The 12,938-nt window shown below is 69.9% G+C and carries 11 protein-coding genes; 7 read left to right on the top strand and 4 right to left on the bottom strand.

All coding sequences use genetic code 11. The features are described 5' to 3' along the window. Position 1 precedes the first annotated feature (1 nt). From U9R90_RS25180 to U9R90_RS25190, 3 genes are all read left to right on the top strand, one after another. A complete protein-coding gene (locus U9R90_RS25180) occupies positions 2-517 on the top strand; it encodes a helix-turn-helix domain-containing protein (RefSeq protein ID WP_411058947.1) in 516 nt (171 codons plus the stop codon). Positions 518-670: 153 nt separating this feature from the next. After that, positions 671-1,042, top strand: coding sequence for a hypothetical protein (locus U9R90_RS25185; RefSeq protein ID WP_411058948.1), 372 nt, complete (start codon positions 671-673; stop codon positions 1,040-1,042). Further along, entirely contained in the window at positions 1,029-2,288 is a 1,260-nt protein-coding gene (locus U9R90_RS25190; RefSeq protein ID WP_411058949.1) for a tyrosine-type recombinase/integrase, read from the top strand. Before U9R90_RS25185 ends, U9R90_RS25190 begins: the two co-directional genes overlap by 14 nt. Before the next feature lie 23 nt (positions 2,289-2,311). On the opposite strand, the gene U9R90_RS25195 is transcribed toward U9R90_RS25190, so the two are convergent. Beyond that, positions 2,312-2,713 carry a chorismate mutase gene (locus tag U9R90_RS25195; RefSeq protein WP_411058950.1) on the bottom strand — a complete coding sequence of 134 codons (402 nt, stop codon included), beginning with the start codon at positions 2,711-2,713 and terminating at the stop codon, positions 2,312-2,314. A gap of 41 nt (positions 2,714-2,754) precedes the next feature. Continuing rightward, a complete protein-coding gene (locus U9R90_RS25200; protein WP_411058951.1) occupies positions 2,755-3,660 on the bottom strand; it encodes a helix-turn-helix domain-containing protein in 906 nt (301 codons plus the stop codon). Positions 3,661-3,792: 132 nt separating this feature from the next. On the opposite strand from U9R90_RS25200, the gene U9R90_RS25205 reads away from it, so the two are divergent. Beyond that, positions 3,793-5,550 (top strand): glycoside hydrolase family 35 protein, encoded by a 1,758-nt coding sequence (locus U9R90_RS25205; protein WP_411058952.1) that lies wholly within the window; start codon positions 3,793-3,795, stop codon positions 5,548-5,550. 12 nt (positions 5,551-5,562) lie between these two features. Here the strand turns inward: U9R90_RS25205 and U9R90_RS25210 are convergent, their stop codons facing one another. Next, the gene (locus U9R90_RS25210; protein WP_411058953.1) at positions 5,563-8,736 is read right to left on the bottom strand and encodes an endo-alpha-N-acetylgalactosaminidase family protein; all 3,174 of its coding nucleotides are present in this window, start codon (positions 8,734-8,736) and stop codon (positions 5,563-5,565) included. 211 nt (positions 8,737-8,947) lie between these two features. Here U9R90_RS25210 and U9R90_RS25215 point away from each other — a divergent pair, with 211 nt between their 5' ends. Next, a complete protein-coding gene (locus tag U9R90_RS25215) occupies positions 8,948-9,844 on the top strand; it encodes a hypothetical protein (protein ID WP_411058954.1) in 897 nt (298 codons plus the stop codon). Between the two features lie 87 nt (positions 9,845-9,931). Here U9R90_RS25215 and U9R90_RS25220 read toward each other — a convergent pair whose 3' ends face one another. Next, positions 9,932-10,531 (bottom strand): TetR/AcrR family transcriptional regulator, encoded by a 600-nt coding sequence (locus U9R90_RS25220; protein ID WP_411058955.1) that lies wholly within the window; start codon positions 10,529-10,531, stop codon positions 9,932-9,934. A gap of 132 nt (positions 10,532-10,663) precedes the next feature. Here U9R90_RS25220 and U9R90_RS25225 point away from each other — a divergent pair, with 132 nt between their 5' ends. Both U9R90_RS25225 and U9R90_RS25230 read left to right on the top strand, forming a co-directional pair. Next, positions 10,664-11,086 (top strand): VOC family protein, encoded by a 423-nt coding sequence (locus U9R90_RS25225; RefSeq protein ID WP_411058956.1) that lies wholly within the window; start codon positions 10,664-10,666, stop codon positions 11,084-11,086. Between the two features lie 40 nt (positions 11,087-11,126). Further along, on the top strand, positions 11,127-12,734 hold the full coding sequence (locus tag U9R90_RS25230) for an ankyrin repeat domain-containing protein (protein ID WP_411058957.1): 1,608 nt from the start codon (positions 11,127-11,129) through the stop codon (positions 12,732-12,734). Positions 12,735-12,938 lie beyond the last annotated feature (204 nt).

Below are 12,938 nucleotides of genomic sequence, written 5' to 3' on the forward strand. Positions count from 1 at the left end.
CATGACGTGGGACTGGAAGCGGCTCGGTCGCGAACTTCGGGCCGCTCGCAAGGCCAAGGGCCTGAAGCAGACGGACCTGGTGCAGGTCACCAGGGTCTCGCTGGCGACCGTGCAGAACATCGAGGCAGGGAAGGAGTACACCCGGATCACGCCCACCATCCGCGCTGTGGCGCGCGCGGTCGGCTGGACAGACAGCTCCCCCGAGGCCGTACTCAACGGAGAGCAGCCAACGCTGGTCGACGCAGATGAGCGAGGACAGTCCCCGCCGCCGCAGTCAGACCTCCCTCTGCCGCCGTTCATCCAGGAGGAGCTCCGCGAAGGGCAGGTTCTCGCGAGCGGTGTCTACGACCTCTCCCCGGAGGACTCGGACGCTCAGATGATCATCGTCGTTAAGGGGAAGAAGGGCGCGTCCGTGGATGAGATCCGGCAATGGCGGGATCGGTGGCGCCGGGCCGAGCGGGACCTGCGTCGCCTCAGCGACGAGGAGACGCAGACAAGGTCTCCCGATGATGCCTAACAGGGCATCAGTTCTTTACTTAGGCTCCACATTCAACAAGAGACGTGGTTGCATGTCAGGACACCATCGAGGGGGCCACCACGTTAGGTGTCAGCATTGGGGGGACCGATGCATGTTCGTGTCCTGCGCAAGAAGCGAGTGCCACTCGGTGCAGTGGCAATCGAAGACATGTACAACGGAGATGATCTATTTCAGATCCGCATCACCTTCAACCCGAAAGACCTCAAGAAGTCCTGGGTGAAGAATCTCTCCCAAGCCTTTACTGCAGAAGCCCTGCGGTGGGCCGAGCGCAGGACCGGGCAAACAGTCGGCGGCCCGCCCACCACTGTCAGGGTGCGCCGCGAAAAGTCCCTCCCCAATGGCCTGTGCGTATACATCGAGGATGGTGTCGACCTCGTCGTCTACGTCTTCGACGAAGACCTAATCAGCGAAGCTGGCGCGCATGCCCTGCAACGCATGCTGACCAGTCGAGCTCTCACCTGGTCCCACCGAAGCGAGCCCGGAGCAAGCCGTGGCCTACGCTGAACGGGTATACAAAGTCCGCAACGGGAAGAAGACCAAGCAGTTCACTTGGCGGTCCTGCTACAAGCTGCCGAGCGGCGGCAAGGGCACCGAGCCTGGATTCCCGACGAAGAAGCTCGCCGAGGACTGGGGGAACCAGCAAGAGGCAGCGATCCGGGACGGCCGGTGGGTAGACCCTGACCTGTCGCGTAAGAAGTTCGGTGACTTCACCCGCGAGTGGATGGCTGCGCAGAGGCCACGCGGCAGGACCACGATGAACCGGTGGGAGCGTCTGGAGACGCACATCCTTCCTAGATGGCAAGACACTGCGCTGATTGCCGTCACCTGGTTCGATGTCGAAGCGTGGGCACGCGACCTAGCCCTCCGCGTCGCACGCAGCACCGTCAGGGACTGCGTGCAGCTGATGAGCCGCATGATGAACGGCGCCGTCGATGCCCGACGGCTGACCGTGAACCCGCTCGCCGGTCGACGCCTTACGGGGCTCCCCGCGGATACGGCGAAGAAGAAGGCGGACGAGGACCAGGTGGCCGAACCCGAGATCGTGCTCCAGCTCGGTCGGCGCCTGGGCCCGGTGTATGGGCTGCATGTCATCACCGCGGCCTGGACGGGCCTGCGGTGGGAGGAGCTTGTCGGACTTCATCGCCGGAACACGCTGCTGGAGCGGCGGCAGAAGCACGATGGTGGCGTGTTCACCTGCCCGGTGGTCCGTGTCGACGAGGACGATGGCGTGCTCGCCGAGTACTACGTGCGGGATGAGGAAGGCAAGCGGCGCTGCCACCGGGCGCTGGAGCCACCGAAGAACGAGAAGTCCGCACGAGACGTAGATGTGCCGCCGTTCCTGGCCGAGCTGCTGGAGAAGCATCTGGCGTCTTGGCCGCACGAGTTCGTGTTCACCACCAAGAGCGGGAAGTGGTGGTGGCGAAGCTATTGGCACGAGGTGTTGCGGCCAGCTGCGGACGGGCGCGATGCGCGGCCGAAGGCACGCGGCACTGCAGTGAAGGAAGCGTGGGAGCCGATCATGCCGGGGATAACGATGCGGGATCTGCGGCACACGCATGACTCGTGGCAGGAGCAGATCGACGTGAGCCCAGTGCTGGGGTATGAGCAGATGGGACACAAGTATCCTGGGATCAAAGGCACGTACCGGCACCCAACGCCTCCGATGCGCCGGGAGCGACTAGAAGGCCTTCAGGGGATCTTCGAGCGGGCGATGTCGAATCTCGGGTGGCACGCCATCTGGGAGAGTTGATCTCCTAAATTTCCCCTAAACGATCACCGTGGAGCCGCGCCAGAAGCGTCTGGTGCGGCTCCACTGCTGTTCAGGGGGACTTCAGCAATCTGTTCATGGTGCCTGATCACTTCAGCGATGATGAAGTTCAGCAGTTTCTCGGCGAAGGCGGGGTCGAGTTTGGCGTTTTCGGCGAGGCGGCGCAGGCGGGCGATCTGTTCGGATTCGCGGGTCGGGTCGGCGGGCGGGAGCCGGTGTTCGGCTTTGAGGTGGCCGACCTGCTGGGTGCATTTGAAGCGTTCGGCGAGCATGTGGACGACGGCGGCGTCGATGTTGTCGATGCTGTCGCGCAGCCGGGCGAGTTCGGCGCGTACGGAGGGGTCCACAGGGGCGGCGGGTGCGCTGTTGCCGGGGGCGGCGGCGGGTTCGGTGTTGCTGGTCGTCATGGTTGTCGAGCCTACGTTGCCGGTGGGGTGGGGAGTACCGGTCAGCGCGGGGTCGGGGGAACGTCGGCTGAGGAGTGCAGCATCGGTGGGTGTTCGGGGTCGGGTATCTGCTGGGACCAGCCGCCGGGGACGCTGCGTCCTTGCTGGGCGCGGAAGCGTACGGGGGCGGTGCCGACGCGGCGGGTGAAGAGGCGGGAGAAGTAGGCGGGGTCGTCGTAGCCGACGCGGCGGGCGACGGCGGCGACGGGGAGTTCGGTGGCGGCGAGGAGTTCCTTGGCGCGGCCGAGGCGGATGCCGAGGAGGTAGTCCTTGGGGCTGCAGCCGGCGCCGCGGCGGACGGCGGTGCGGAGTTCGGCGGGGGTCATGCCGTGCCGGGCGGCGTGTTCGGCGACGGACAGGGGCTGGCAGGCGTCGCGGGCGAGGGCTTGGAGTACGGGGTCGCCGTCGGGGGCGATGTCGGTGCGGGCGCGGCGCAGGGCGACGAGGAGTTCGTGGACGGCTGCGGCGGTCTCGACTTCGAGGAGGGGGTTGCCGCGGCGTGCGGCGCGGGCGATGCGGCTGACGGCGGCGCGGGGGCCCGCGGTATCGGAGAGGGGGACGACGGGCCGGTCGGGTTCGATGTAGCCGAGTTCGGTGTAGGTGGTGGTGGCGGGTCCGGTGAAGTCGACGAAGGATTCGTCCCAGCCGGTGCCGGGGTCGGGTCCGTAGTGGTGGGGTACGCCGGGGGTGAGCCAGATGAGGGCGGGTGCGGTGATGGTGGTGCGGTGGCCGTCGGGGCGCTGGTACCAGCCGCCGCCCGCGCTGATGACGACGGCGACGTGGTGGTCGAGGGTGCGGGGTCCGACGGTGGGCAGGGCGCCGTGTTGGAGGCCGACGCCGAGGCAGACGAGGCCGAGGCGGTGGTGGGTCGGACTGGGGGTGAAATAGCGCATCCACGTGTGATACATGCGGTTTTGCCCCTTCCGTTCGGGCCGCGGCCGGTGGGTTGCTGGATCGGGTGAGGTGCTGCTGAGTTGCGTCCAATCAGGGGTGATCTTTGTCCATGGACGGGCGGCCCGCCAGAGGGCGAGGGTGGGCCCGTGGGTGACTTTCGCGTAGGTGAGAACGACTTCGAGCTGGACGGGCGGCCGGTGCGGCTGCTGTCCGGGGCGCTGCACTACTTCCGGGTGCACGAGGAGCAGTGGGGGCACCGTCTGGCGATGCTGCGGGCGATGGGCCTCAACTGCGTGGAGACGTACGTACCGTGGAATCTGCACGAGCCGGCGCGCGGGGTGTTCCACGACGTGGGGGCGCTGGGCCGGTTCCTGGACGCGGCGCGGGAGGCCGGGCTGTGGGCGATCGTGCGGCCGGGCCCGTATATCTGCGCGGAGTGGGAGAACGGGGGTCTGCCGCACTGGCTGACCGGGGAGCTGGGGGCGCGTGCGCGGACCCGTGATCCGGAGTTCCTGCGGGAGGTGGGGCGCTGGTTCCGGCTGCTGCTGAGGGAGGTGGTGCCGCGCCAGATCGACCGGGGCGGTCCGGTGCTGCTGGTGCAGGTGGAGAACGAGTACGGCTCGTACGGCTCCGACCAGGTCTATCTGCGGCAGCTGGCCGAGCTGCTGCGGGACTGCGGGGTGCGGGTGCCGCTGTTCACCTCAGACGGTCCTGAGGATCACATGCTGACCGGCGGTTCGGTGCCGAGTGTGCTGGCCACGGTGAACTTCGGCTCGCGGGCGCGGGATGCGTTCACGACGCTGCGCCGCCATCAGCCTCGGGGGCCGCTGATGTGCATGGAGTTCTGGTGCGGGTGGTTCGACCACTGGGGTGCGGATCATGTCGTACGGGAGGCAGGGGACGCGGCGGCGGTGCTGCGGGAGATCTTGGAGTGCGGTGCGTCGGTCAACCTCTATATGGCGCACGGCGGCACGAACTTCGGTGGCTGGGCGGGCGCGAACCGGGGTGGTGAGCTGCACGACGGGGCCCTGGAGCCGGATGTGACGTCGTACGACTACAACGCGCCGATCGACGAGTTCGGCAGGCCTACGGAGAAGTTCTGGGCGTTCCGTGAGGTGCTGGCCTCGTACGCGGACGGGCCGCTGCCGGAGGTGCCGCCCGCGCCTGCCCGCCTTGGCTCGCCGGTGGTGGCGCGCCCTGATCAGTGGGTGCCGCTGGGCGAGGTGATGTCGGCGCTGGGCGGCGCGGAGGGTGAGTTCGGCGTGCCGCCGACGTTCGAGGAGCTCGGTGTGGATCGGGGTGTGGTGCGCTATCGGATCGATGTGCCGGGGCCGCGGCAGCCGTATCCGCTGCGGTTGCGAGGGTTGCGTGATGTGGCGGTGGTGTATGTGGACGGGGTGCGGGCGGGGGTCCTGACGGAGGACGAGGCGGTGCTGGCGGAGCCGGTGCCGGGGCCTGCGGCGCTGGAGGTGTGGGTGGAGTCGCTGGGGCGGGTCAACTATGGGCCTCGGGTGGGTGAGGCGAAGGGGATCACGGGGGGTGTGCTGCATGAGCGGCAGTTCTTGCACGGGGTGCGGGCGTGTGGGCTGCGGCTGGATTCTTTCGCTGACGCGGCGGTTCGGGACCTGCCCTGGGACACGGCTTCGTCCGGCGCGCCGGGGCTGTACCGGGGGTCCTTGGAGGTACGCGGCGCGGGCGACGCGAAACTGGAACTCCCCGGCTGGACGCGGGGGTTCGTGTGGGTGAACGGGTTCAACCTGGGCCGGTACTGGGCGGCGGGCCCGCAGACGTCGTTGTACGTGCCGGGGCCGGTGCTGCGCGAGGGCGTGAACGAGGTGTGGGTGCTGGAGTTGGAGGGGGTGGGGGCGTCGGACGGGCTCAAACTGAACCCGTCCGGCGCTTGAGGGCGACGGGGTCTACACCTCCCGCACCTCGAACGCGTCCAGTACGAACTCCGCCTTCCCGTCACCTCCCACCTTCCGCAACCCCACCCACGCCTCGCCCTCGCCCGGCGCCGTGAACTCGTAGGAGTGCGTGGTCGGCGAGACCGCCACCGGTAGCGGCGTGCGGGTCAGTTCGCGGGAGGCCGGGGAGTCCACTCCCGTCACCCACGCGTACTGGCCCGCCTTCTCGTTCTCGTAGCGGAAGGAGACCCGGTAGCGCTTCCCGGCCTCGAAGCGCACCGTCTGCGGCACCGTCCGGTACACGAGCCCGCTGCGCTCGCCCCGTGACTTCAGCGATTCCGATCCGTCGATGACGTCGTCGATCCCCTTGCCGTTCCAGCCGCGCTGGGTGAACGGCGCGTGTCGTTGGGCGATATGGGTGCGCGGGTCGGTGGCGCCGCCCGCGTCGCCCTTGACGAAGGGGCCCCAGCCCTGCGGGACGTGCTCGAAGTCCTCGAAGACGAGGGCGCCATCCGCCGCGCTGCGTTGCGCGGCGACGATGCGGACGTTGTCGAAGCGGACGCGCGCGTCGCCCGCCGCGGCGTGCAGGGTCAGTTCGACCGGTCCGCCGCCCTCCGGCACGGTGAACCAGGTGAACATCCGCTGGAAGCGGGTGGAGTGCTTGCGGTCGGCGGCGACGAAGTTGCCCGCGGTGGAGGTGTCGGTCCAGTTCGACGCGGTGATGCCGTCGGCGGTCCGTACCCGCAGGGCGGCCCGGCGCCGCTCCCCCGCCTTCGCGCCCACCTCGACCTGGACGGATGCGGCGTAGCTGCCGGGCGTCAGGCGGGTCAGGCGCTGGGAGACGGTGGCCGCGCCGCCCGCGCCGATCACCAGCTCGTAGTCGCCGAGCGGGCTGAGTCGTACGGAGGCGGGTCCTGTGGTCTGCCAGCCGTCCAGGGAGCCGGAGTTGAAGCCGGGGTCGTGGAGGGGGGTGGCCTGGCCCCAGTCCGGGTCGCCGGGGGCCGGGACCTTCGCGCGGTAGAGGACGTACGGCTGTGCGGCGTCCGCCTTGAGCCGGACCTCGCCGCGGCGCACGGGGACGTCGGCGACATGGACCCGGCCCTGGTCGGTGAGCCGGTACAGGGCGACTTTGGCGAGGCCCGCCCAGCCGCGCGGGAGCTGCCAGGTGCTGGTGCCGCCGCGCGCCGAGTAGTGGTAGAGCTTGTCGGGGTCGGTGGCCTTGCGGGGTTCCCAGGGCAGCAGATAGCGCCCGTCGGAGTAGACGACGCGGCCGTCGGTGGTGATGACCCGCTTGCCTCCGGTGTCGGTCACCGAGGTCGGTACCGGGCCGAAGAAGGTGATCTCGTGGTCGGCCCAGGTCTTGATGGGGTAGGCCTGGAGGTACTTGGCGGGCAGCGACTCGGTCCAGATCAGGTCGTAGAACGTCGCCCAGTCGGTCTTGCCGACCCAGCCCTCGAAGTTGCCGGTGCGGGGGATGCCGAGCAGCGTGGGCCACTTGTCGGCGAAGACGTCCTTGTGGTGGTTGCGGATGAAGCGGATCAGCCGGGAGTTGATTCCGCGGGCGGTGTCGGGGCCGTAGTCGGTCTCGGTGGCCCAGTGCGCCCAGAGGGCGGACCGCTCCAGGCCGTGGCCCCATTCGGTGGTGATGAGCCAGCCCTGGTCGCGCAGGGCGCGCTGGAGGCGGTCGGAGTTCCAGCCGGACTCGCGGAAGACGTCGATGTAGAGCGTGTTCAGGGCGGGGTCACTCTCGCGGCGCAGGTCGGCGAAGCGGCCGATGATGTCGCCGGAGACCAGGTCGCGGCGGGGGTCGATGCGGTAGCTCTGGTCGAGCCAGTCCCACTGCGGGTTGTTCTTGTCGACGAGGGTCTCGGAGAAGGCGTGGGCGACCGGGTAGGACTCGGTGGCGTTGACGTGTACGCCGAAGTCGCTGCCCCACTTTCTGCCTTCTCTGAGCAGGGTGTTGAGGTCGTCGAGGCCGCCCGCGCGTTTGTTGTGGTTGCCCGCGTAGTCGGGGTGGGCGGAGTCGTGGCCTTCTGACTGGTAGCCCTTGAGGAGGGTGTACTGGCGTAGCCCGTCGGTGGCGAGGGAGATCCGTTTGACCTGGTCGAGGGTGGCGAGGAAGGGGTTGGTGGCCTGGGAGGCGAAGTTGAAGGGGATGTGCGGGACGACCCGCAGGTGCTGTTCGTCGGCGCCGAGCGGCGTGACCATGATGTCGCGGAAGGCGATCGCGGCGTCCTGCCAGCCGACCTTTCCGTCGCCGGAGCCGTCGCCGGAGCGGTCGCCCGCGCGGTCGCCCGTGCGGTCGCCCGTGCGGTCGCCCGTGCGGTCGCCGGTGACGATGACGGTGGCGTAGGGCAGGGGCTCGGTGGCGTCCACGGGTGAGGTCGCGGCGCGGTGGGTCCACTGGCCGGGGGCGAGCTGGGCGGTGACCTGGCCGTCCTTGCGGACGGTGGTGTGCCACAGGCGGCCGTTCTCCCAGGTGGTGCCGTCGGCCGTGGTGGGTTTGTCGTAGACGGTGTTGGTCTCGATCGCGCCGCCGAGTGTGTCGTGGGCGAGTACGGCGTACGCGCAGCCGGTGGCGGTCGCGGCGGGGGTGTCGGCGGTGACCTTCAGGAGGGTGTCGCCGCTCTCGTTCTTGTCGAGTTCGATGCGTGCGGCGAGCAGGGTGGCGCCGGGTTGGTCGGCGCGAACGGAGAGCAGGGCGAGTGACGGGATCTGGAGGGTGCCGACGCGGAGCTCGGCGGTGTCGGCGATCTTGGTGATCCGCCAGTGGATCTGTCTGCCGTCGACGTGGATCTCGGCGTCGATCGCGGTGCCGCCGTCCAGGGCGAGGGTGTACGTGATGCGGTCGGTGCCGTGGGTGGCGGCGGTGACGTGGGGGGTGTGCGCGGTGCCGTCGACGAGGAGGGTGGTGACCGGGTCGGGCTGGCCGTGCAGCAGGGCGCCGGTGGCGCGGTCGGTGTAGGAGACGATGCGGGGGAAGCCGGTGTCGACGCGTACGTCGAGCTCCGTCGAGCGCAGCACGGCGTCGCCTTGACGGGCCACGGCTGGGGTGGCGGCCGAGGCGAGGCCGGGCAGTCCGACGGCTGCGCCGATCCCGGCCGCGGCTCCGGCGGCGACGATGGCGCGACGGCTGGGCGGACAGGTGGCTGAACGGCTGGGCGGACAGGTGTCTGACGGCTGCACGGCACTCCTCCTCAGGGCGGCGTTCGGTGCCCGTCACCTTGCGTCGGGTGGGGTCAACGCGCCCATGGACAAAGGAGTTTCAGCTGTTGGACTAACGCTCGTGTGTGCCATGCCGGGGGCGTGGCCGGTCCGTACGGCCCGTACCGGCACGCGCCCTCGTAGAGTGGAAGGTCCTTGGCCGACCTTGAGACGAGCTTCAGGGGGTGTACGGGTGGCGAACGGCGGACCGGTCGAGCACGGATACCCACATCTGGACACGGTGCGGTCGGCGATCACCGCGCTGTACAAGCGGCTGTCGTACGACACGATCCACACGTTCGCCACCAGTGTCGCCCCGGCCGATGTGGCCTTCTCCGATGTCGACGACCTGCATCTGGGGGTGCAGCGGGTGGCCAGGGTGATGGTGCAGCATCTGCGGCTGCCGGACGCCCGGATGATCGTCAGCTTCCGGGAGATGGAGCATGCGGCGAATGTCGAGCTGGCGGCGGGTCCTGAGTACTTCATCGAGCTGAACGACCGCTTCCGGCGCCATCGCCGGGACATCGGCGCGGCGCTGGCGCACGAGGTGATGCACGTCTATCTGCACCGCCTGGACCTCGCCTTCCCCGGCACCCGCGACAACGAGATCCTCACGGACACCGCGACCACGTATCTGGGTGCGGGCTGGCTGCTGCTCGACGCGTTCCGTGAGGACGGCGCCTCCTCGCAGAAGCTGGGCTACCTGACGCCGGAGGAGTTCGGGTATGTGCTGGCCAAGCGGGCGCAGGCGTTCGGTGAGGACCCGGCGATCTGGTTCACCAGTCCGCAGGCGTACACCGCGTACACGAAGGGTGCGGCGATGGCCCGCCGCGATGAGCAGCAGCCGCCGCTGATCGCCGCGGGCTGGTCGGGGCGGCGGCGGTACGCGAAGGACCGCCGGTACGCGCAGGACCACCGGGCGCCTGGTCCGGCGGCCGGGTCGCCTGGGCGGTACGCGTTCGACGGTCGGACTCCGCTGCGGGTGTCGTTTCCGTGCCCCACCTGTCAGCAGCGGATCAGGGTGCCGGTGCGCGGGCGGGTGCGGGCCCGGTGCGCGCTGTGCCGGACGGTCCTGGACTGCGACACGTAAGACACGTACGGGATGTAGGTCATGTACGGGATGTAGGACACGTACAGCATGTAAGACACGTACGGCACGTAGAGCGCGTACGAACAGTCATCCGGTGGCCCGTAGCGACTGAAGCATCCGGGAGAGGGCGAGCCGGGTGTCGGCGAGGTCGGCGGGGTCCTCCGACGAGGCCAGCCACAGCGCGGCCTCGTTCATCGCGCCGGACAGGAGGTGGGTCAGCGGCGCGACCGGCTGCGGTGTGATCACGCCTTGGTCGATCAGGGTGGTGAGCTGGTCGGTCAGATGCCGGGCGGACGCGGCCTCGTCCAGGGCGCGCCAGGCGGTCCAGCCGAGGACGGCGGGGCCGTCGATGAGCATGATCTGCTGGATGTCCGGGGCGGTGCAGACGGTGAGGAACGCCTGGCAGCCGGCGATGAGTTGGTCCCAGGGGTCGTCTTGGGCGTCGGCTGCGCGCGCGACCTGGTCGCCGACCTCCTGTTGCACCTCCTCCAGGACGCTGCGGTACAGGTCCGCCTTGCCGTCGAAGTGGTGGTAGAGCGCGCCCTTGGTGACCCCGGCGGCGCGGACGATCTCCGCGAGGCCGACGTCGCCGTAGCCGAGTGCCGCGAACAGGCGGCGGCTCTCGCGCAACAGAACCCGTCTGGTGTGTTCGCGTTGCTCTGCCCTGCTGCCGGTGCTCCGCGTCATCGCCTGCCCTCTGCGCCGCAATCCCTTGACCTACCAACGGTATGCGAATAGCGTAGCGGCACATTCACATACCGACGGTATGCGTAGGGGGTTTCCATGAACGCTTCCATGAACACTTCTATGAACGCTTCCATGAGACTGACCAGCCTGTATCCCGTGATCTGCACGCCGCGCCTGCGGGAGTCCCGCGACTTCTACACCGGACTGCTGGGGTTCGAGACGACCTTCGAGGCCGACTGGTACGTCAGCCTGCGGCGCCCCGGCCCACCCGATTACGAGCTCGCCCTGCTCGACCACACCCACCCGACCCTGCCCGAGGGCTATCGCACCCCCGTCCAGGGCCTGCTCCTGAACTTCGAGGTGGCGGATGTGGACGCGGAGTGGGAGCGGCTCGTGGTGCGCGGCCCGCTACGGGCCGAGCTCGAGCTCCGCAGCGAGGACTTCGGGCAGCGCCACTTCATCGTGGCCGACCCGAGCGGCGTACTCATCGACATCATCACCCCCATCGAGCCGACCGAGGAGTTCGCGGAGCAGTTCACGCCCTCCGCCCCATAACGTTTTGCGTCGGCGGCCCGTCCCGAGCGAGGGTCGAACCATGCGCAACGACCAGACAGCGGACCAATCCGGGCTCGTATCCGGGCTCGTATCCGAGCTCTTCGGTGCCGTGTACGACGGCGCCGACGACGAGGTCGTACGGCTGCTGCGTGCCGGGGTGAGCGCCGAGGCGATGGACGCGGACGGGGTGACCGCGCTGTACGTTGCGGCGGTCACCGACGAGCCCGGCATCGTACGGCTGCTGCTGGCGGCCGGGGCGCATCCCGACCGGCTCAGCGAGGGGACGGACCTACCGCTGTGCGGGGCGGCGTGCGGCGGTCACACCGAGGTCGTACGGTCTCTGCTGGCGGCCGGGGCGCGGGCCGACCTGGCCGAGGAGTTCGGGTTCACCGCGCTGAGCTGGGCCGTGCAACTGGGGCGCGCCGCGGTGGCCGAAGCCCTGCTCAGCGGTGGCGCGGACCCCGGGCTGCCGGGCCCCGACGGCAGGCCGCCGCTGGTCGCGGCCGCCTGCCGGGGCTCGGTGGATACGGTGCGGGCGCTGCTGCGGCACGGGGCGACCGAGCGCAGGGCGGCGCTGGACGAGGCACGGCGGTGGTTGGGCCGGGACATACCGGGCGAGCTGCGGCGCACGCTGGCGGAGGGCGAGAGGGACGAGATCGTCGTACGCGAGGTACCCGAGGGCGAGGGCGTCACCCTGATCGCCGAACTATTCCGCGACGACGAGTCCTGCGCCGGCCGGGAGCAGCAGACCGGACACGGCGCGATCGCCACGCTCCTGGAACGCGACCTGGGCCTCCGCTCTCCCTTCGGTGAACTCCTGGACCGCGCCCTGCCGTTCCAGGACCCGCAGAACGAGAACTGGACGGAGTCGGTCGCCGAACTCCAGCGCCGCGGCGACGAACCCACCTACCGAGCGGCGGCCGCCCTGACCCGCTCCCCCGAGCCCTGGCGCCGGGTGTTCGCCGTGGACGTCCTGGCCCAACTGGGCTTCACCGAGGGCGAGCACCCGTTCGCGGCGCGGGCACTGCCCCTGCTGCGGGATGCGGCGGCCACGATTCCCGGCCCCGACTCGACCGACACCGACACCGACTCGACCGACGCGGACGCCGACGCCGCCCAGTCGCAGCTGATCCAGGCCCTGTTGCTGGCGTTCGCGCACTACGGCGACCCCGTCGCGCTCGACGACGTACTGCGGTACGCCGGGCATCCGGACGCGGCCGTGCGTCGCCGTGTCGCCTTCGCGCTAGACGGGCTGCTGCCCGCTGGGCACAGCGCGGGGACCGAGGTGCTGATCGCACTGTCGCGGGACGCGGATGCGGAGGTGCGCGACTGGGCAACCTCCGCCCTGGCCGGGGCCGACACGGCGTCCGACGCAGAGCCCGACGCGGGGTCCGACGCAGAGCCCGACGCCGTGCGCGACGCGTTGGCCGCGCGGCTGGCCGACCGCGATCCGACCGTTCGCGCCGAGGCGGCCAGGGGACTGGCGCTACGGGGTGACCCACGGGCCCCCGACGCGCTGCTGCGGCTGCTCGAAGGCGCGGACCCCGGCGGATACGCGTACGCCACGGCGCAGGAGGCCGTGGACGCCATCGGGGATCCGGGGCTGCGGCGCCGACTGCGCCAGACCGTGTCCCGCTACCGCGGCTGAGGCCGCCTGCCGTAAGAGCCTGTCTTTGAACCCCCGCCTGCGCCCGCGCTCCGCGCGGACGACGGGGGTTCAAAGACAGGCTCTAAGGTCCCGCGAGCGCGCCTCTCCCCTCCTCGGGCAAGGGCTGCTATCTTCCCGGCCTAACAAACGTTAGGTCGGATTTCGGCCTGGCCAGCCCCACCCCGCACGTGCGACGCACCCTGC

This window comes from Streptomyces sp. E11-3 (genome assembly GCF_046540415.1).
Lineage (GTDB): Bacteria > Actinomycetota > Actinomycetes > Streptomycetales > Streptomycetaceae > Streptomyces.